Raw genomic sequence first — 21187 nt, 5'->3', positions numbered from 1 at the left:
TATCATAATGAAAAAAATAACGCTTTCTTTGTTTTTAATAGCAGGGATCTGCACTCAGACTACGATGAGCGCACAAGCTAAAGCTGCTAAAGTAGCAGTGAATAACACAGATAAAGGTTTAGACCTTAGCTTGATGGACACTTCGGTGCGTCCTCAGGATGATTTTTACAACTATGTGAGTGGAACCTGGATGAAAACAGCCAAAATTCCATCTGATAAACCAACTTGGGGAAGCTTCAATAAACTGGCTGAGGATACGGATAACAATTCCATGACGATCCTGAACTCTCTTTTGAAAGATAAATTTGCTGACGGAAGTGAAGGGAAAAAGATTCAGGATTTGTATGCTACTTATATGAATATGGAGAAGAGAAATGCTGACGGAATTAAGCCTATTCAGAATAATCTGAATAAAATTGATGCAATTAAAAGCATGGCTGACCTTCAGAATTATCTGATTTCTGTAACGAAAGAAGGAGAAAACACTTTATACGGATGGGGAATTGATGCAGACCTTAAAGATTCTAAAATGAACGCTGTTTATTTAGGAAATGCTTCTTTAGGTTTAGGAAGAGATTACTACCAGAAAGTAAACGAGAAAAATACAGAAGCTATTGCTGAATACCAGAAGTATGTAGCTTCCATGTTAAAAGAATTAGGATATAAAAATGCTGATGAAGCAGCAAAAGGTATCGTTAATTTTGAAAAAAGCATCGCGAATACTTATCTGACAAACGAGCAGAGCCGTGACAACACTCTTCAGTACAACCCTAAAACAATGGCTGAGCTTTCTACTTTGGTAAAAGGAGTAGATATCCCTGGCTACCTTAAAAAAGTAGGAGTAAATTCTGACAAAGTAATCATCAGTGAATTAGGATACTATAAAGACTTTGATAAACTAATCAATGCTCAGAATCTTTCTGTAATCAAAGATTATCTTAAATTCCATATGATCCACGGAAGTGCTTCTTATTTAAGTGAAAACTTAGGAAACATGAAATTTGCTTTCTATGGTAAATATCTTAGAGGTCAACAAGAACAAAGAGCTCTTAACAAAAGAGGTTTTGAGTTGATTAATGGTACTTTAGGAGAAGCTTTCGGAAAGCTATATGTTGAAAAATATTTCCCTGCTGAAGCAAAAGCTCAGATGGTAGAATTGATCGACTATTTAAAGAAAAGTTTCGCAGTTCATATCAATAATTTAGCTTGGATGTCTTCTACAACTAAGGAAAAAGCAATGCAGAAGCTGAACAAGTTTACGGTAAAAGTTGCTTATCCGGACAAATGGAAAGATTATTCAAAATTAAATATCGTTTCTGAAGCTAAAGGAGGAAATCTATATCAGAATCTTCAGAACATCGGTGAATGGCAATACAACAAAGACTTAGCTAAAATTGGTAAGCCGGTTGATAAAACAGAATGGGGAATGACTCCACAGACTGTAAATGCATATTACAATCCTGTAAACAACGAGATTGTATTCCCAGCTGCAATCCTTCAGCCGCCATTCTTCAATCCTAAAGCTGATGCTGCTGTAAACTTCGGAGGTATCGGTGCTGTTATCGGTCACGAAATGAGCCACGGATTTGATGATTCAGGAGCACAGTTCGATGCAGACGGTAACTTGGTAGACTGGTGGACTCCGGCAGATAAAGCCAACTTCGAAAAAGCAACTAAAGCTCTTGCTTCTCAGTATGACAAATACGAGCCGGTAAAAGGAACTTTTGTAAACGGTACTTTCACAAATGGAGAAAATATCGCTGACTTAGGAGGGGTAAACATCGCTTATGACGCTCTTCAGATGTATCTGAAAGACAAAGGAAACCCAGGGAAAATCAGCGGATTCTCTCAGGATCAGAGATTCTTCCTAAGCTGGGCAACGGTTTGGAGAACATTATCAAGTGAGAAATATATGGTAAATCAGGTGAAAACTGACCCGCACTCTCCGGGATATTTCAGAAGTTTCGGTCCGCTAATCAACGTTGATGCATTCTACAAAGCATTCGATGTGAAAAAAGGAGACAAACTATACAAAACGCCGGAAGAAAGAATCAAAATCTGGTAAAAATAACAACCGCTCAGCAATGGGCGGTTATTTTTTTAGGTGGCAGGTGGTAGATAATAGGTAGCAGGTGAATAGGATTAAGGATTAGGGTTTAGGGATTAGGGATTAGGGATTAGGGGATTAGGGAATCGGATGATATATATTTGTCGTAGAGGCTTCCATCATTCCCATCCTCTGGAGGGGTGTCAAAAATTCAAAGAATTTTTGACGGGGTGGTCTATAACAATCTCACTTTCCACCCACATTCCAAAACACACCCAAAAACCTCAAACCTTAAACTATGAACCTTAAACCTTAAACTCAAGACTTTAAAATTTTAACCTAAAATATCCATTAACATATAAATACTACTCATAACATATCATTAAAGTTTGTATATTTGATAAGTTTGTGTAAAATCAAAAATTATTTTTAATGAAAAAGCTAAATATTGGAATACTTGCCCTTTCAGGTATTGTATTTCTTAATTCGTGTGGTGCAGCCAAGACTGCAGGGACGGAGAACAAAAAAGAAGCTACCGCTGTAGTGGCTGAACCGGTAAAAGAAGAAGCTAAAGAGGAGGGGATTAATTTATCGTATATGGATACAAGTGTCCGCCCACAGGATGACTTTTTTAGCTATGTGAACGGAAATTGGGTGAAAACGACTCAGATTCCTTCCGATAAAGCAAACTGGGGTTCTTTCAATGCTTTGAGAGAAAATGTGGATGATGCTTCACTAGATATATTAAACAAAATTCTTACAGAATCATATCCTGCAGGTTCAGAAGGACAGAAGATCCAGAATCTGTATGCTTCTTTTATGGATACCAATAAGAGAAATGCAGAAGGTCTGGCACCGATTAAAGCTGATCTTGCCAAAGTAGATGCTATTAAAAGTCTTAATGACCTTCAGAAATACCTTTTGGAAGCTACAAGATTAGGAGACAACTCTTTCTACGGATGGAGAGTGGGTGCTGATATGAAGAATTCCAATATGAATGCAGTATATCTTGGCGGCCCGGATCTGGGATTGGGAAGAGATTACTACCAGAAAGTAAATGAAGCCAACACGAAAACATTGGCGGAATACCAGGCATATGTAGGAAAGCTATTTGGAGTTTTAGGATATAAAAACTCTCCACAGGCTGCACAGAATGTGGTAGACTTTGAAAAACAGCTAGCCAATTATTTATTGACTCTTGAGCAAAACAGAGATGCTAATTTAAGATACAATCCTAAAAATGTATCAGAATTATCCGGTCTTGTTAAAAATGTAGATCTTGCAAAATACCTGAAAGATGCAGGCGTAAATACAGACCGAGTGATCATCGGTGAACTGAAATACTACCAGAATATGGATCAGTTTATTACCCAGAAAAACCTTCCTTTACTGAAAGATTATCTGAAATATCACATCATCAATGGCAATGCAAGTAATCTGGATGATAGCCTGGAGCAGATCAGATTCGATTTCTATGCTAAATATCTACAGGGTCAGAAAGAGCAACGTCCAATGAACAAAAGAGGGCTTACCCTTGTCAATGGTGTTCTTGGAGAAGCATTCGGAAAGCTGTATGTAGACAAATACTTTACTCCTGAAGCTAAAAAGCAGATGGAAACCTATATTGATTACCTTTTAAAATCATTCAAAACACACATCGCGAATATAGACTGGATGTCTCCTGAGACCAAAGTAAAAGCTCAGGAAAAACTATCCAAGTTTACCGTGAAAATTGCGTACCCGGATAAATGGAAAGATTATACTCAACTGAAAGTAGAATCTCCAAAACAGGGAGCAACCCTGTATTCTAACCTTCAGAATGTAGCAGCATGGCAGTATCAGAGAAGTCTGGACAAAGTAGGAAAGCCTGTTGATAAAACAGAATGGGGAATGTCTCCTCAAACTGTAAATGCTTATTACAGCGGATCAAACAACGAAATTGTATTCCCTGCAGCCATTCTTCAGCCACCTTTCTATAATCCTTTAGCGGATGCAGCGGTGAACTTCGGAGGGATCGGAGCCGTTATCGGCCACGAAATTTCTCACGGATTTGATGACAGTGGTTCACGTTTCGATGGTGATGGTAACCTTAATAACTGGTGGACAGATGCTGACCGTAAAAACTTTGACGCAAAAGTAGGTCAGTTAGCCGCTCAGTACAGTGCTTACGAACCTGTAAAAGGAAGCTTCGTGAACGGTAAGTTTACAAGTGGTGAAAACATCGGTGACTTAGGTGGAGTAGCGGTGGCTTACGATGCGCTGCAGATGTATTTAAAAGATAAAGGAAATCCAGGAAAAATCAGCGGGTTCACTCAGGATCAGAGATTCTTTATGAGCTGGGCAACTGTGTGGAGAACAAAAGCTACCGATCAGTATATGATCAATCAGGTGAAAACAGATCCGCACTCTCCGGGCATGTTCAGAGCCTTTGGACCACTGGTAAATCAGGATTCATTCATCAAAGCATTTGATATCAAACCTGGAGACAAAATGTATAAAGCTCCTCAGGACAGAATAAAAATCTGGTAATTTTACCTTATAAATTGTTAGAAAAGAAAGAATCCGTCTCCCATTAAGTTGAGGCGGATTCTCTTTTAATATTCTTTCTTATAATTCCGGAGAACAAACTTTATTCCGGTTTCTATAACGTCTCCCATCGTTTTACAATACTTGAAGTTGACATCGTAGGTGAGCTTTTGTAATGCTGTCCTTAATTCTGTGACGTTGGCTTCCGGTGCGATATTATCTTTTTTCATAATAGAAATAAGTTCATCAAATCTGTTTTGGCTGCTGGTCACTCTTTTTACGATTTGTGATCGTACCTCCTTACGGTATTGTTCTATAGAGCTGGGTTTCAGTTTTTCCAGTACCATATTGACCATTGGGCTGTTTTCTTTGAAATACTGCGGAAGATAGACTTTTAAATTCCCTTCATAAGTTTGCTGATCAAAATCAATGGGGCGAATTCTGTAAATAACCTGGTCGAAATCATGTATAGGAATAACGACGTAATTATAAGAACGCATATCCCCAAGCAAGCCGATGAGACATCGCTCATTGAATTTTACAAACTCTTTGGAAATCTGGGCCTTTTCAAGTTCTGAACAGTTAGGAAGATGCTTCTGAATAAAAACATCTCCCGGAATTCCTAAAATATGCTCTTCAATCAAAGTATTTTTGTACACCAGAAAATTAATTCGGTTGGGAGAAAGCAGATCCTCAAGCTCCAGTCCGAATATTCGTGAAGCATCAGCCTGTTTAATATAAAAATACGTATAATTATCATTCAGTACATTTCTCACCCGAATCCGGAAAGGTTTAGAATTTCCGAAAGTACAAAAGTCGATCGTATCTACTTTCAGATAAGGTAAAGTAGCGATATCTCCATCAGAATGAAGGAGGGTATAAATCTTATTTAAATTAGCCTCTATTTCTTTAAACTCATATTCAGAATACAAAACCCCAAGCCACAAAGTATCTTTACCGTCCTTATCCAGAATACTCACGCTGTCGCTAAACCTTAGAAGATCTTCATACAGAAACCTGATTTTGGTGGTTCTGTTATATTTTTCCAAATACTGCTGTAATGCTTCTGAAACTGGAAATATCGGTTTTCTAAACGCTATTTTTACATCTTTCATGACACGGTTCACTTTGTTTAAATATAAAGAATATTTTTTGTAAAGTATTAAGAATTCTTATTTTAACATTCATCAGGCATGTTTATAAAAGAGCAAAGCGAACAAAAATTTTATTTTATTTTTCTTGGAAGACTTTATTTATTTTTTCATAGCTTAGTGATATCGTAATGCGGTGATTGTATGTTAAATAAATATAAATAGATTTAGATGATTCAAGAAAAATCTTAGTAAAATTTTGTATGTTACAGTTTTTTTTTAAATTTAAACATTGGATTGGTAATTTATTTGATTCATCGGTAAATTACTCAAAGACAGATCCAAACCAAAATAGTAAATCTCAAAATAACAATAATATGGCAATGTTTAATTATGGTGTTGGCGGAAACGAGGTAAAAGTAGACGCTAATGAAGCTATTCAGGAAATACAGGAAAATAAATCACTGATAGTAAGCCAACTTACAACAGACGAGTCTTATACCCCTGAAATCGTAACAGGATTAAAAACAGTGGAAGACGTTTTCAAACATTTTCAGCCTTCAGTATCTGTACAACACGAAACAGAAGACGGCGGAATGGTAGAAGAGGAATTCCGTTTTCAAAACCTTGGAGACTTTACCCCTAAAAGCCTTACTCAGAAGTCAGATTATCTGCAGCAGCTGAGCATGGAACAGGAGCAGTACAATAAAATAGTACGTCAGCTGAAAACCAATAAAATTCTACGCAACATGCTGGAGAACGATCAGACAAGAACTGCGTTCATAGAAGTATTGAAAGAAGTGGCACAAGAACTTGAAAAATAATTAAAGACTAACATTAAATCATGGATAGCAAATTACAGGCACAAGAAAGCCAGCAGCAGGGGCAGCAGCAACACGCAGGGCAGCCGAAGGGCAACCCGCTTGCAGAGCTCAATAAAATGGGAGGATTTGGCTTTGTTGAATCCGTTGTAGACGGTATTGCCAATATGAACCCAACAAGAAAGGCAAGAAAAGAAATCTTCCTGAATGACAGCAATAAAGCAGACGAAAGAAAAGAACTTCTTCAGAAGATCAATCTTTGGGTAAACCTTTTAGAAGGGAGTGAATCTGCAGATAAAATGGCCGATACCTGCAAAACTAAAGCACAGCAGGCCGATCAAAACCTGAAAACAAACTTAAAAAATACACTGGATGCGGTTCGTCTGTTGGAAACCAACTACAGAACAGTAGCTCAATTCTACAAAAATACAGAATTGGATAAAGTGGATAACGTAAGTATCGTAAATGCAAGCCTTGAACAGGTTTCCGATTTGGATAACCCTTTGTTCATTGATGCAATCTCAGAAGAATTCAAAAATTATTACGACCGTCTTGACCTTAGAGATAACTACTCAATCCTTGCCATTCCAGGATATTTAGGATCTAACAAGGTGATCGAGAAATGGGCAAAAATCTGTAACGAGAACAAAGTTATGATGGTTACAGACTTCGCCAACCTTGATAAACCGGATGACGTTGTAGATTTATTCCACTCTGCAAACCTTACAGGAGGTGAGCTTCACAGAAGTAACGTTATTATGACGTGTAACTGGCTGGTAGGACGTGGGAAAGCTGAAGAAGTAGGGGAAGAAGAAAATGTAGAACTTCCACCTTCCACTTCATTAGCCGGAAAAATCCACAAAACACTGATGTCTCAGGTGGCAGCAGGTAAAAAACATGGTAATATCAACGAAGTAGACGCAGTAAAATTCGAATTGAAGAAAAGTGAAATTTCTCAGTTGGAAAAAATGGGTCTTGTACCAATGGTAAACGAATACGGAAAAATTATGGCTTTCTCTGCGAAGACATTATTCACAGGAGACAATATCGGTCTTCAGACGTATTCTGTAGTTCGTGTATTCGACTATGTAACCAAAGTATTGCTTGACTTCCTGAACAGAAGAGCTTTCGAAAACTGGAATGCTAAAAACGAAGACGATTTGAGAAGACAGATTGTGACGTTCCTGGATAACATCAAAGGACCGGACAAATTGATCGAGAAATTCAAAATTGTTCGTTTTGAGCAGGATAGAGTAAACAAAGACAGAGTGTGGCTGGATATCCGTATGACCCCTTATTTCCCTACAAAAAGTTTCGTTATTAAATTGGACGGACACAAAGGAGATGACGGTAACGAATGGGATGCAGAATATACTCAGGAGTAACATCAACGTACTTTATATAACAAAAACCGATGCAATATTACATCGGTTTTTTTTCAACCAACACCTATGAAATTTAATATGAATAAGAAGCTTATTCTGGGGTTACCTTCGATAATGATGGTACTTTTGATAAGCTGTGAGAAAAAATACCAAAGTCCAGGCACTTACGAAAATGATCTTTTCGCACAGGAACGTCAGGAAGGAAAAGCATACATCATGAATAGAGATGAATGTTTTGATGGCAGTGAACTCGTCCTTGCAAGTTCAGAGGTAAAATTAGCAGACAGCTCCAAAGGCCGCGGAAAATCATTCTTTCTTTATAAAGTAAAATCCGGAAAAGTATTAAAAACGGTAAGAGATTCTGCTGTAGAAATGCCTATGATGTTTTTATCCCAATATAAATTAAAGATCAAAAATACCGATTCCATGTATTTGTATCTGAAGAAACTTGAAGGATACCGTTTTATAGCCAAAGACAGAAACCTTAAGTACCAATGGTTAAAAGCCGCGCCTGTATATTCTGTGAAAGCTGATAAATAAATTTTATCTTTGCAACTATAAAATGTTTCGACTCCGTAATGCATAAAGTAGTTAGCATTCGTTTATTGAAAACGATTGTTATTAGCAATGTCATACTGAGCGAAGTCGAAGTATCTCATAAAAAGCAAAACAAAAATTTTTGGAGAAGGATAACCGAAATTCAGATTTTCTGCATATTGGCAGCAAAATCCTTGAATGGTATAAAAATAATGCAAGAGATCTGCCTTTCAGACAGACAAAAGATCCGTACAAAATCTGGATCTGTGAAATCGTATTTCAGCAGACAAGGATCAATCAGGGATTAAACCATTACAATAATTTTATTAAAAGATTTCCCAATGTAAAAACGTTGGCTGAAGCTGAAGAAAACGAAGTTTTATTGTATTGGAAAGGATTAGGCTATTATTCAAGAGCTATCAATATTCATAAAGCTGCCCAACAGATTATGAATGATTATCAGGGCGTTTTTCCGAATCGGTATGAAGAAATTTTAAAATTAAAAGGAGTAGGGAAGTACACTGCAGCAGCCGTGTCAAGTATATGCTTCGGAGGGAAAATGCCTGCAGTTGATGGGAATTTCTACCGTGTTCTGAGCCGTCTTTTTGCTGATGATTTTGATATTTCAAATTCAAGGGCATTTACGTATTTCTCTGAACTGGCAGCTTTGGTAATGCCGGAAAATGTCGGAGATTTTAATCAGGCCATGATGGATATAGGGTCAGAAATCTGTAAACCCAAAAATCCACTGTGTGGAGAATGTCCTGTGAATAAAGACTGTCTTGCATTTTCTATGCAAAAAATGTCAGATTATCCCGTGAAAACTAAAAAAGTAAAAGCAGAAGATCTTGCTTTAACCTATTATTTTGTGCATAGAAACGGAAAGTTCCTGATCCGTCAGAGAACAGATGACTTCATATGGAAGAAGTTGTTTGAGTTTCCGACAGCCATTTCTATAGATATGGAGCGATTCATTACAGGCTCAAAAATAGTTACCCATAAACTGACTCATAAGAATTTAACTATTGAAATATTGAATGTTGAAATCACTTCTGAGAAGATCTGGAACGATTTTATTGCTGAAAACCAGTACCTGATTACCGACGTTGAAGGTTCTCATGAAAAATCCTTTCCGAAGCCTCTGGAAAATTACATTCAAAACTCTCTGAAAGACTGAAATTTGTCTTCCGAAATCTGAAATCTAATTTGTACTTTTGCAAAATGATTAAAAAAGTCATTTTTATTTTTGTATCGCTGCTTTTAATTTCATGTGGAAAAGACGCTTCACCAAAACCTTATGGGGAGCTGCGTCTTGAATATCCTGCACCGAAATACCAAAAGTTTGAAAACAATTGTGCCTATACCTTTGAATATTCCGATTTTGCTTCGATTGCACCTGCTAAGAAACCTTGCTGGTTCTATGTGAATTATCCGAAAATGAAGGCTAAGCTTTTTGTTACCTATTACCCGATACAGAACGACTTTGCAGACCATATCAAGGAAGCTGAGAAAATGGTGTATGAACATACCATTAAAGCAAGTTCCATTGATACAAAATCCTTCGAATATCCTGAAAAGAAAGTTTATGGAAACTTCTATGAGCTGAAAGGCCAGAGTGCTTCCAATCTTCAGTTTTACATTACAGACAGTACGAAGCACTTCGTTACTGCTTACTTATATTTTAATACGAGACCGAAACCGGATTCTCTTGCGCCTGCAGTGAGCTATATCAAAAATGATATGAAACACCTGCTGGACACTTTTGAATGGAAAAAATAATTACTTTTAATATACATTGAAAAATATATGAAACTTTTAGTTGTAGGAAGTGTTGCATTTGATGCAATTGAAACACCATTTGGTAAAACGGACAAAATTTTAGGAGGTGCAGCCACTTATATCGGGATCACTTCATCAATTTTAGGCGTTAAATCCGGAATTGTTTCTGTAGTAGGAGGAGACTTTCCACAAGAACATCTTGATATGTTCACAAACAGAGAGGTAAACATCGAAGGAATTGAAATCGTAAAAGAAGGAAAAACATTTTTCTGGTCTGGAAAATACCACAATGATCTGAATACAAGAGATACTTTGGCTACAGAAGTAAATGTACTTGAGAATTTCGATCCGAAAATCCCGGATTCAATGCAGGATGCCGAAATCTTATTACTTGGAAACCTACACCCTGGAGTGCAGCTGTCTGTACTTGAAAAAATGAACAACCGTCCTAAGCTGGTTATCCTTGATACCATGAACTTCTGGATGGATTCTGCATGGGATATCTTAATGGATATGATTGCAAAAACAGACGTTATTACCATCAATGATGAAGAAGCAAGACAGCTTTCAGGAGAATATTCTTTGGTAAAAGCGGCTAAAAAAATTCACACAATGGGTCCTGAGTATGTGATCATCAAAAAAGGAGAGCACGGAGCTTTACTTTTCCATGACAATAAAGTATTTGCTATTCCGGCTCTTCCGTTAGAAGATGTTTTCGATCCAACAGGAGCAGGAGATACTTTTGCCGGAGGATTTGCTGCTTATCTTGCTAAAAAAGAAAAAATTGATTTCGATACGATGAAATCTGCACTTATTGTAGGATCTGCAATGGCTTCTTTCACTGTAGAGAAGTTCGGAACTGAAAGAATAGAGGAAGTAAGCGAAGCAGATATGTTCAGCAGATTGAGACAATTCAAAGAATTAACGACATTTGATGTTGAACTGCAGTAAATAAGTCTTTTTAAGAAATATTTATAATAAAAAATTGAGTGTAATTCGTTAAGAATTCTAAATTTGCAACTTGTTAAAATAGTAAAATGACAAATAAACTAAAAATCACTTTTCTTCTTGGGATTTTCATCATGATATTCTCTTCAAATATGATGAATGCCCAGCTAAAACAAGGAGATTTGGTGGATGGTATTGCAGCTGTTATCGGGGATGAGATTGTTTTGGAATCTGATGTAAACGAGCAGATGAATTATGGGAAACAACAGGGAGCTGCGAATACAGACAAATGTGAGTTCCTGGAAAACCTTATCAGCAACAAGCTTCTTGTATACGAAGCAAAAAAAGATACCTTAATTGAAAACCGTTCTGCAGCCATTAAGGAACAGGCTAACGCAAAATACCGTCAGTTGCTTTCTCAATTTCCGGATGAAAAAACATTGCTTGCCGCTTATAAGTTCAGAAACTCTTATGAGATGAAAAATGCTATCGAAAAGATAGACACAGACCAGTATTACGGACAGGCAAAATACCAGAGAATTACTGATAAAGCTGACGTTACCCCAAATGAGGTTACTGATTTCTACAATATGTATAAAACACAGTTGCCACAAGTAAAAGATGAGGTTACTTTAGCTCAGATTATGATCTATCCGGCACTTACGGAAGCTCACAAGCAAGATCTTATCAACAGATTGAAAAAGATCAAGCAGGATATTATTGGAGGAGAAACCTTCGAGAGCCAGGCAAGAATCTATTCTGAAGATGAAGGATCGGCTGCTAATGGAGGATTGTATAAAAATATCAATAAAGGGCAGATGGTTAAGCCATTCGAAGCTGCTGCATTGAACCTTCAGGAAAATGAAATCTCAGATCCTATCGAATCTGAATTTGGTTTCCATATTATTCAGTTATTGAAAAGATCAGGTAAAGTATATGATGCAAGACACATCTTGTTAAAAGCTACACCTACTGATGAGGAAATTAAAACAGCAAAAGCAAAACTAGACAGTATTAGAGGTCTTATTTTGAATGGCAAAATGACATTTAAAGACGCTGCTTTTAAATTCTCAGAAGATAAAAGAACAAAATTCAACGCTGGAATAGTTCCTGGAGCTGATGGTTCTGATAAAATTGAAAGAGAAAGTATTCCTGGAACAATCAGCTATGAATTGGCAGGATTGAACAAGGGAGACATCACTACTGCTTTTGAAGATGAAGAAAACAAGAGAAAGCAAATCAAGATTATTAAAATTGAAGATGTGATTCCTTCTCACCAGATTACACTGGAAACAGATTTCAGCAGAATCAAGCAGATGGCGCTGAATAAAAAGAAAAGTGAAATGGTTGAAAAGTTTGTCAACTCTAAGTTACCGACAACTTTTATCTCCATTGACGGACGTTACGACAGCTGTAGCTTTAAGTCTAACTGGAAGAAACAATCCTTGACAAAATAAAATCAAAACCTTCAGAATTTCTGAAGGTTTTTTTTATGATAAAGCTTTAAAACATGAATGGGAATGATAGAAAATATTGACATATTCTTCCCTGAAAACCATTGTTTTTAGTATTTTTACGCATGAGCAATTTTATAGATTTCAACGCTGCAAAAAAACTTCATGATATGGAGGCAACACAAAATAGAATTTCACATCTTTTTAATATTAAATATCCAATTATCCAGGCTGGGATGATCTGGCATTCGGGATGGAGGCTGGCTTCCGCTGTTTCCAATTGTGGCGGATTGGGTATCATAGGAGCGGGAAGTATGTATCCTGACATTCTAAGAGAAAATATCCGGAAATGTAAACAGGCGACTGATAAACCATTCGGGGTAAACGTACCGATGTTATACCCTAATATTGAAGAGATCATTCAGATTATTCTTGAAGAAAGAGTGGAAATTGTATTTACGTCAGCAGGGAATCCTAAAACCTATACAGAAACCCTGCAGAAAGAAGGAATAAAAGTAGCTCACGTAGTTTCCTCTACCAAATTTGCTGTAAAATGTGAAGATGCAGGAGTAGATGCTATTGTTGCAGAAGGTTTCGAAGCAGGAGGTCACAACGGAAGAGATGAAACAACAACGTTCTGTCTTATTCCGAATGTAAAAAAACATATTTCTAAACCATTAATTGCAGCAGGTGGAATTGCCTTAGGCTCACAAATCAAAGCAGCCATGATTCTTGGAGCAGACGGTGTACAGATCGGTTCCCGTTTTGCTGCCACTACAGAAGCAAGTGCTCATGAAAACTGGAAAAAGAAAATTACAGAACTACAGGAAGGAGATACTCATCTTACCTTGAAAGAACTGGCACCTGTAAGAATGGTGAAAAATAAGTTCTTCAATGAACTGGAAGATATCTACCTGAATGGAAGAGATAAAGAAGCTTTAATTGCTTCATTAGGAAGAGCAAGAGCAAAACGCGGAATGTTTGAAGGAGATATGGAAGATGGAGAATTGGAAATAGGTCAGGTTTCGGCTCTGATTGATGACATTCTTCCGGTAGAAACTGTTTTCAGTCACTTATTAAAAGAATTTGAAGAAACGAAAATGCCTGTTTTTTAAAATATAATTATCTAATGGAAGGAAGAATAATTGATGTAAAGGGTAAAAAATTATATATAGAACACTATAATCCGTTTGAAGGCAGACCTACAATTATATTACTGCATGATTCATTAGGTTCGGTACAGCTTTGGAGAGACTTTCCAGCTAAATTATCTGAAGCCGCACAATGCAATACGCTTGCTTACGATCGCTTAGGTTATGGAAAATCATATCCTATGCTTACTCATGAAAGACCCATAAATTATATGGAGCTGGAAGCAGATCTGCTGAATGATGTACTGATTGAAATGAATCTTGATCATGTGATTCTCTTCGGGCATAGTGACGGGGGAACAATTGCCTTAATCACCGCTGCAAAATATCCCAAAAAAGTAAAAGCCGTTATCTGTGAAGCAGGACATATTTTTGTGGAAGATGTGACTTTAAAAGGAGTCTATGATGCCTGGGAAGCTTACAAAACAACCAATCTTGCGGAACGTTTACAGAAGTATCACGGAGATAAAGTAGAAATGCTTTTCAAAGCCTGGACAGAAACCTGGACACGGGATGATTACAGAACCTGGAATATAGAGTATCTGTTGAAAGATATTAAAGCTCCATTGTTATTTATTCAGGGAGAAGCTGATGAATATGGGACGTTGGATCAGGTGGAAAAAACCGTTAGTCAGGTAAGTGGAAGTGCTGAAAAATATATTATTCCAGGTATAGGCCATACACCACATAAAGAAGTTCAGAATCTGGTACTCCAAAAATCAGAAGCATTTATCAGAAATATTTGATAACTTTTCAGATGAAATTGTCAACTTTAAATAAAGAAAGAGAATACGTAAATATTCTCTTTTTTATGATTTAATTTTAATGGATCAATAATGGATCTGTAAGGCGGCTGATAGGCTGGAAACCTATAAATTGCAGGCTTGAAGAAACATAATGTTCTTTCGAAGGTTCTTCATGTACTAAACTGGTGCTCAAATATTTTTTATTGTCATCGCATAAGAGACTGACTACTGTAGCATCCTGACCCATTTCTTCTTTTAGCATAATAGCGCCTATGACATTTGCTCCGGAGGAAATTCCAACTGCTAATCCCAATTCTTTTGCCAGTTTTTGCGCCACGATAATTGAATCTCCGTCATATGCCTGTACAATTCTGTCAAGACGATCCAGTTTTACAATAGCAGGTATAAATTCATCAGAAATACCCTGAATACGATGAGATCCCGTTTTATAACCAGTGGATAATGTTGGGCTTTCAGCGGGCTCCAGAGGATGAATACGGGTTGCGGGGTTCAGTGAAAGTAAATGATTTCCTACCCCCATCACAGTTCCTCCGGTTCCTACTCCTGCAACGAAGGCATCAGTTGTTAAGCCAATAGAAGATAACTGCTTGCTTATTTCTTTTCCTGTGGTAAGTTCATGTGCTTCAGCATTGAATTCATTTTCAAATTGTTTTGGTAAAAATACACCACCTGTAGCAGCAAGTTCTTCACTGATCTGAATACTTCTAAGAAAACCTCCATCACCTTTACTTACAAGCTGAATGTCGGCTCCCAGACTTTTTATGATGTCCATACGCTCCTTACTCAGCCAGTCAGGCATTATAATTTTAACTTGGTGTCCCAAGGCTTTGCCTATTGCTGAAAATGCAATTCCGGTATTGCCGCTAGTTGCTTCTATGATAACATCCCCAGGTAGGATATGACCATTTAAATAAGCTTTATAAAGAATATATAGAGCCATCCGGTCTTTTATACTGCCCGTAAGATTGAAATTCTCACATTTAACATAAATTTTGTCTTGTTTGCCTTTGTACTTATAATGAAGTTCCAACATAGGTGTATTCCCTACAAGATGCCATAAATGATTAAACTTATTTCTCAGTTCTGGAGATAAGCAGGGATCTGCAATAATTTTTTCTGTTTTCATTTGTTTTGAATAAATTTTTGTCAAAATTATTTGTTTTTAGTTTTATTTCAAATATTTATTGTAAAACCAAGAAAAAATAATATAATTTATAGAATTGTTTTGTTTTTATTCAGAATAAGTTCTTATTTTAGAGGGAAATCAATAAAAATAAAAAATATGCCACTTGATGAAACAGATATTAAGCTTTTACGCATTCTTCAGACCAATAGCGCTATAAGTAATAAGGAATTAGCCTTTCGGCTGCACAAATCAGTTCCTGCGGTTCATGAACGAGTAAAAAAAATGAAGGCTCAAGGTTATATAAAACGAACTGTAGCTATTTTAGATAGAACCAAGATAGGGCTCTCTCTCATTTCTTTTTCACAGGTTTTCCTAAAAGAACACACTGGTGAAGTATTAAATGAATTTGAGAAAGAAGTAATTAAATTTCCAGAAGTAATGGAGTGTTACCAGATTGCAGGTTCGTATGACTTTATTCTCAGAATTGCTACTAAAGATATGGAAGCGTATCACCAGTTTCTAAGGCATAAACTTTCTATGCTTCCCAATGTGAGTACTGTACAAACCTATTTTGTACTTTCGGAAGCAAAGAGCGAAACGGCTTATCCGTTATAAGAGTAAATTGATATTGAAAGTAGCTGTCCCTTGAAGTAATGTATAGATATACTATTACAGCAATAGGATTTCTGCTTTTATATTTTCCTTTGCCTGAGTTTCATATTTTTCCTTAAAATATTCTGTTTTAAAAATGCTTTCAAGTTCAAGAAAATGTTTAAGGACTTTTTTTCGTCCTGGTTTATACAAAAAATCAGGGTAAATAGAATATTCTCTTCGGATATTTTGAGTGTATTCCATATAGGTTTTAAAATCTTTACCCAATACGGAAAGATCAGCATCCAAAAGATAATTGGTGTCTGCATGATCAGACTGCTGGTGAGATTTTGTCGCCAGAATCTGCTCCGAAATAATTGAGATTTTATCGTTATTTACATGAAGTTCAGAAAGTCTTTTCTCTGCTTTAACAGCACTTTTCTCCTCATTAGACTTGGATGTCGCATCGTAGATAATATCATGATAAAATACAGAAAAGGAAACGGACGTAAAATCTGAAATATTCGCCTTCACTGCTTCAAGTTCATGAAACATATTTTCAAGATGAAAAAGATTGTGATAATGTCTTCCTTTTTCAGAATATTTAGTTTCAATCTCCTTCCAAAGACTGTTAATCAAGTGCTGATCGTTTGTAAATGAAGAACAAAGCTGTTCAAATTGCTGATTCAGATTCATAAAATAGGGTAAAAAAAAAGGAACTTTTAAAAAGTTCCCTGATTTGCTTCCAGAACAGCCTTCAGCTCAGCCCAGCCTCCGCCGTTATAACCGTCCTTTAATCCTTGAGCAGTAAGATAATCCAATGCTTTTCCGCTTCTGTTTCCACTTCTGCAGAATAAGATAACCGGCTTTTCAATAGATAGAATCTCATCTTGTCTATCTTCTACTTCACCTAAAGGAATATTCTTAGCACCATCTATATTACCGTCCATTTCAAGCTCCATTGGCTCGCGAACGTCAATTAATTCATAGTTTCCTGATTGTATTACTTCTATTAAAGACATAGTTGTTGGTTTTAAACATTAAATTAGAAACGAAATTACGCAATTTTTTTTTGAAAAAAATCCTAATGAAAACATAATTTTTCAGAAAAGAAGCTGGGTAGAAGTTATAGATCAGGGGAACTTCTGCCAAAATCAGAAGATTGATAAAATAATCTTAATTTTGCACTGTGAAATTATGAATGCTGCTGCTGAAAAATATTCCCAACTGATAAAGTCCAAGGCAAAAAGTTTTGGGTTTCAGAATTGTGGTATTTCCAAAGCTGATTTTCTGGAAGAAGAGGCTCCCCGCCTCGAAAAATGGCTCAAGAATAATTTTAATGGCGAAATGAAATACATGGAAAACCATTTCGACAAAAGACTTGATCCACGCCTTCTCGTAGAAGGTTCAAAATCTGTTATTTCACTTTCTTATAACTACTTTCCCGAAGAAAAAATTTCAATTCTGGAAAACTATAAGATTTCAAAATATGCTTATGCAGAAGATTATCATGAAGTAATCAAAGAAATTCTCCGTGAGATGGTAGCTGAGTTACAGGAAGAAATAGGAGAATTCGGATTCCGGGTTTTTGTAGATTCTGCACCGGTTCTGGAAAGAGCCTGGGCGAAAAAGTCTGGAATAGGCTGGGTAGGGAAAAATGCCAACCTCATCACCAAACAAAGCGGTTCTTTCTATTTTCTGGCTGAAATTATCTGTGATCTGGAACTTATCCCCGATCATGCGACTACAGATCACTGCGGAAGCTGCCGTAAATGTATTGATGCATGTCCCACAGATGCTATCGTTTCTGAAAAAATTATTGATGGAAGCCGCTGCATCTCCTATGCAACCATAGAACTGAAGGATGAGATTCCCAGCCATTTTAAAGATAAAATGGAGGACTGGATGTTCGGTTGTGATATCTGCCAGGACGTATGCCCGTGGAACAGATTCTCAGCGCCTAACAAACAGAGCCGATTCCAGCCTAATGAAGCGTTAAAAAACTTCAAAAAAGGAGAATGGAAAGAAATCACTCAGGAAATTTTCTCAGAAATCTTCAGAAAATCACCTGTGAAACGTACCAAATTTGCAGGATTGAAAAGAAATATTGAGTTTTTACAGAAGTCTTCTGACTGATTTTTCTCTGAACTTTCGGTGACAATCCCTCCTTTGGAATTTTTTGTAGTTCCAAACTAAAGCTGATAATCGACCATTCCTTAAATTTTTCGCTTTAAGGAGGTAAAGATTTATATCAATAAGTTTTTTGAAAAACCTTTCCTATAAAGAAAAATTGATCTCCAGGAGATTAAAATCTCACCGAAAATCAACGTTTTTTCTGTACTCTTTTAGGAGCTGTTTTTACTCTTACTTTAAATCTTTTTTGGGATTTAGTATTTTTACGCATATTTGTGAATATTTCGTAACTAAATATAGCCATTTTTTCGATTAAAACAAATCCTTTTACTAAAAATTAAAGATTAAATTTTATTAAAAAACATGACTGTGAAATCGATATTAATGTATCTCCTGAAAGTGATAGGAATTATTTTAGGAATTGTGATTATTTATGTAATCCTCGGGCTGCTGATTCCCTATATTCCTGTTTCTGCAAAGGATGACGGACAGAAGAAGGAAATTCCCATCTACATTTATACCAACGGGGTACACACAGATATCGTAATGCCTGTGAAAAACGATCTGCAGGACTGGAGCCAGAAAATTTCTTTTGCCAATACTAAATCAAAAAAAACAGATTATCAGTATATCGGAATAGGATGGGGTGATAAAGGGTTCTATCTTGATACTCCAACCTGGGCAGACCTTAAGTTTTCGACAGCCGTAAAAGCGGCATTCTGGCTAAGCGATTCTGCCATGCATTGTACCTATTATAATACAATGAAAGAAGGAGATGACTGCAAAATGATTATGATCAGCAGAAGTCAGTATCAGAACTTAGTGAAATTTGTAGAAGATAAATTTGACAGAGATCAGAACGGAAACTTCATGTTAATCCCTACAAATGCGGTGTACAGTGATAACGATGCCTTTTATGATGCCAAAGGAACTTACAGTTTTCTTTACACCTGTAATACATGGTCAAATAATGCTTTAAAAGCAGCAGGACAGAAAGCTGCACTTTGGACACCTTCAGATTTCGGAATTTTTCAACACTATAAATAATACATGAAGAGGGGTTATCTGTTTCTCATCATCTTTTGGATAGGTTCATGTTCACAAGAAAGAAAAAATAATACAATAAGAACTGTTGAAACACCTGTAGTTGTAGAAAAGAAACCTGAAGCAGATCTTTCTAAACTAAAAATAAAAGCGGAAGAAGCGTTGGCGTTCTGTACTTCAAAGAACCTTAACAAGGATTTCTGTATCCTTATTGATATGAGCCTTCATTCAGGTGTTAACCGTTTTTTTGTCTGGGATTTTAAAAGTAATAAGATCTCAAAAAAATATCTGGTAGGCCATGGCTGCGGTTCCAATTCATGGAGTAAAGACAATTCTAAAGCGGATCCTGGATTTAGCAATGAAGACGGAAGCCACCTGTCTTCTTTAGGGAAATATAAGCTTGAAGGAAGAGGGTACAGTGATTGGGGAATTAATATAAAATATCTGATGCACGGCCTTGAAGAAACCAATAGCAATGCTTTGAAAAGATTTATTGTCTTTCATTCCTGGAATCTGATGAGCGATCATGAAACTTTCCCGAATGGATCTCCTGAAGGATGGGGTTGTCCCACTGTTTCCAATAATGCGATGAAGGAAATTGATCCTATGATTCAGAAATCCGGAAAACCTGTATTAATGTGGATCTATAATTAAATCTTTGTCATACATTTGTTTCTTAACAGTCATGTAAACTGATTCCGTCTTATGAAGCATACCCTTTTCCGCGAACAACAACTCAACTGTGATATAGAAACTGCATGGAAATTCTTTTCCTCAGCAAATAATCTTTCAGAGATCACTCCGAAAGATATGGGCTTTATTGTTTTAACGGAAATGGAAGATGATAAAATCTATGAAGGAATGCTCATCGACTATTATGTTTCTCCATTGTTGGGGATTAAAATGAAATGGCAGACCGAGATTATCCACGTTGATTTTCAGAAAAGCTTCATTGATTTTCAGAAAAAAGGGCCGTACAAATTATGGAATCATCATCATGAATTTATTCCCAATGCAGAAGGTGTTCTGATGAGAGATACTATAGATTATGAACTTCCTATGGGTTTTTTAGGTGAAATTGCTCACCGTCTTTTCGTTCGAAAGAAGCTGGAACATATCTTTGATTACCGTTTCAGAGTACTCAGCAAATTGTTCTAGATATTCAATAGGAACGGGCTTTAGCCCGTTAATAATAAACCAAAATTCATCTGGCTTTAGCCAAAACTTTTAACGATTCTAGTTGGATTCCTATAGAATCACACACCACATGAATAGACTTAACATCCTCTTTGTCATTCGAAGGAATCCAAATTCCAATTAATAGAATTATTAATCGATTGTTTAAGTTTTTTTAACAGTTCAAGGGCTGGATTTCCCGGTAGAAAACCCTATTTTTGCAGGATTATCGTTTTTACTGAAAAACTAATGTGTTCTGTTTGACATGGCAAGTCTGAGGTCATTTTTCTTATTCTATATCATACTGGTTTTTTCCCTTTTCAATTCGAATTGGGCAGAAAAATCGTTGCAGAATATTCCTCATGTTCCGCCTGTAACAAATATTCATGTTCTTGATGTTTACGAAGAGGCAGATATGAATACGCATGCATTGCCTGCTGCTGCTAAAATTGTAAAACATTCAGTTAAAAAAAATGATCCTGCAATAGCCGATTTTTCAGGAATTTTAAAAATTATTCCAAAAGTTGAGCTTCCTGAAATCGCAATTTCTATTATTTGTGGAGTTAAATCCTTTCTCCATCTTCTTCAGTTGTACTAGGTTTAAGTTATTG

At 36.5% G+C, this 21187-nt stretch carries 21 protein-coding genes; 17 read left to right on the top strand and 4 right to left on the bottom strand.

From position 1 onward, the window contains the following. Positions 1-7 precede the first annotated feature (7 nt). Both ACWPWS_RS11055 and ACWPWS_RS11050 read left to right on the top strand, forming a co-directional pair. A complete protein-coding gene (locus ACWPWS_RS11055) occupies positions 8-2065 on the top strand; it encodes a M13 family metallopeptidase (protein ID WP_105683875.1) in 2058 nt (685 codons plus the stop codon). A 414-nt stretch (positions 2066-2479) separates the two neighbouring features. After that, positions 2480-4576: a M13-type metalloendopeptidase gene (locus ACWPWS_RS11050; RefSeq protein WP_454046518.1), complete on the top strand. Its 2097-nt coding sequence runs from the start codon at positions 2480-2482 to the stop codon at positions 4574-4576. Between the two features lie 65 nt (positions 4577-4641). Here the strand turns inward: ACWPWS_RS11050 and ACWPWS_RS11045 are convergent, their stop codons facing one another. Beyond that, a complete protein-coding gene (locus tag ACWPWS_RS11045) occupies positions 4642-5688 on the bottom strand; it encodes a hypothetical protein (RefSeq protein ID WP_454046517.1) in 1047 nt (348 codons plus the stop codon). A 353-nt stretch (positions 5689-6041) separates the two neighbouring features. Here ACWPWS_RS11045 and ACWPWS_RS11040 point away from each other — a divergent pair, with 353 nt between their 5' ends. From ACWPWS_RS11040 to ACWPWS_RS11000, 9 genes are all read left to right on the top strand, one after another. Then, complete coding sequence (locus tag ACWPWS_RS11040) at positions 6042-6488, top strand: type VI secretion system contractile sheath small subunit (RefSeq protein ID WP_165791687.1); 447 nt, start codon at positions 6042-6044, stop codon at positions 6486-6488. A 20-nt stretch (positions 6489-6508) separates the two neighbouring features. Further along, positions 6509-7870 (top strand): DUF5458 family protein, encoded by a 1362-nt coding sequence (locus ACWPWS_RS11035; protein WP_105683879.1) that lies wholly within the window; start codon positions 6509-6511, stop codon positions 7868-7870. Positions 7871-7948: 78 nt separating this feature from the next. Next, a complete protein-coding gene (locus ACWPWS_RS11030; RefSeq protein ID WP_454046516.1) occupies positions 7949-8410 on the top strand; it encodes a hypothetical protein in 462 nt (153 codons plus the stop codon). A 139-nt stretch (positions 8411-8549) separates the two neighbouring features. Further along, positions 8550-9584: an A/G-specific adenine glycosylase gene (gene mutY, locus ACWPWS_RS11025; RefSeq protein ID WP_454046515.1), complete on the top strand. Its 1035-nt coding sequence runs from the start codon at positions 8550-8552 to the stop codon at positions 9582-9584. 44 nt (positions 9585-9628) lie between these two features. Then, entirely contained in the window at positions 9629-10186 is a 558-nt protein-coding gene (gene gldD / locus ACWPWS_RS11020) for a gliding motility lipoprotein GldD (RefSeq protein ID WP_454046514.1), read from the top strand. A 27-nt stretch (positions 10187-10213) separates the two neighbouring features. Then, positions 10214-11137 (top strand): PfkB family carbohydrate kinase, encoded by a 924-nt coding sequence (locus tag ACWPWS_RS11015; RefSeq protein WP_209785608.1) that lies wholly within the window; start codon positions 10214-10216, stop codon positions 11135-11137. Positions 11138-11223: 86 nt separating this feature from the next. After that, positions 11224-12591: a peptidylprolyl isomerase gene (locus ACWPWS_RS11010; RefSeq protein WP_209785607.1), complete on the top strand. Its 1368-nt coding sequence runs from the start codon at positions 11224-11226 to the stop codon at positions 12589-12591. 122 nt (positions 12592-12713) lie between these two features. Beyond that, positions 12714-13703 (top strand): NAD(P)H-dependent flavin oxidoreductase, encoded by a 990-nt coding sequence (locus ACWPWS_RS11005; protein WP_309511602.1) that lies wholly within the window; start codon positions 12714-12716, stop codon positions 13701-13703. 14 nt (positions 13704-13717) lie between these two features. Beyond that, a complete protein-coding gene (locus tag ACWPWS_RS11000) occupies positions 13718-14485 on the top strand; it encodes an alpha/beta fold hydrolase (protein ID WP_454046513.1) in 768 nt (255 codons plus the stop codon). A 76-nt stretch (positions 14486-14561) separates the two neighbouring features. Here ACWPWS_RS11000 and ACWPWS_RS10995 read toward each other — a convergent pair whose 3' ends face one another. Next, a complete protein-coding gene (locus ACWPWS_RS10995; protein WP_454046512.1) occupies positions 14562-15632 on the bottom strand; it encodes a PLP-dependent cysteine synthase family protein in 1071 nt (356 codons plus the stop codon). Positions 15633-15788: 156 nt separating this feature from the next. Between ACWPWS_RS10995 and ACWPWS_RS10990 the strand changes: the two genes are divergently transcribed. After that, on the top strand, positions 15789-16247 hold the full coding sequence (locus tag ACWPWS_RS10990; RefSeq protein WP_209785604.1) for an Lrp/AsnC family transcriptional regulator: 459 nt from the start codon (positions 15789-15791) through the stop codon (positions 16245-16247). Positions 16248-16301: 54 nt separating this feature from the next. On the opposite strand, the gene ACWPWS_RS10985 is transcribed toward ACWPWS_RS10990, so the two are convergent. Next, a complete protein-coding gene (locus tag ACWPWS_RS10985) occupies positions 16302-16919 on the bottom strand; it encodes an HD domain-containing protein (protein WP_454046511.1) in 618 nt (205 codons plus the stop codon). A gap of 26 nt (positions 16920-16945) precedes the next feature. Continuing rightward, positions 16946-17245: a rhodanese-like domain-containing protein gene (locus tag ACWPWS_RS10980; RefSeq protein WP_126653957.1), complete on the bottom strand. Its 300-nt coding sequence runs from the start codon at positions 17243-17245 to the stop codon at positions 16946-16948. A 175-nt stretch (positions 17246-17420) separates the two neighbouring features. Here ACWPWS_RS10980 and queG point away from each other — a divergent pair, with 175 nt between their 5' ends. The 5 genes from queG (at position 17421) to ACWPWS_RS10955 (ending at position 21174) form a co-directional block, all read left to right on the top strand. Further along, entirely contained in the window at positions 17421-18359 is a 939-nt protein-coding gene (queG, locus tag ACWPWS_RS10975; RefSeq protein ID WP_105683889.1) for a tRNA epoxyqueuosine(34) reductase QueG, read from the top strand. Positions 18360-18719: 360 nt separating this feature from the next. After that, on the top strand, positions 18720-19403 hold the full coding sequence (locus ACWPWS_RS10970) for a TIGR02117 family protein (RefSeq protein WP_454046510.1): 684 nt from the start codon (positions 18720-18722) through the stop codon (positions 19401-19403). 3 nt (positions 19404-19406) lie between these two features. Next, positions 19407-20054, top strand: coding sequence for a murein L,D-transpeptidase catalytic domain-containing protein (locus ACWPWS_RS10965; RefSeq protein WP_454046509.1), 648 nt, complete (start codon positions 19407-19409; stop codon positions 20052-20054). 51 nt (positions 20055-20105) lie between these two features. Beyond that, positions 20106-20558 carry an SRPBCC family protein gene (locus tag ACWPWS_RS10960; RefSeq protein ID WP_454046508.1) on the top strand — a complete coding sequence of 151 codons (453 nt, stop codon included), beginning with the start codon at positions 20106-20108 and terminating at the stop codon, positions 20556-20558. A gap of 283 nt (positions 20559-20841) precedes the next feature. After that, positions 20842-21174 carry a hypothetical protein gene (locus ACWPWS_RS10955; RefSeq protein ID WP_454046507.1) on the top strand — a complete coding sequence of 111 codons (333 nt, stop codon included), beginning with the start codon at positions 20842-20844 and terminating at the stop codon, positions 21172-21174. Positions 21175-21187: the final 13 nt, after the last annotated feature.

It is taken from the genome of Chryseobacterium sp. Marseille-Q8038 (assembly GCF_965111995.1).
Note: the sequence above shows the minus strand (reverse complement) of the source record. Positions and strands in the feature narration are given on the sequence as shown.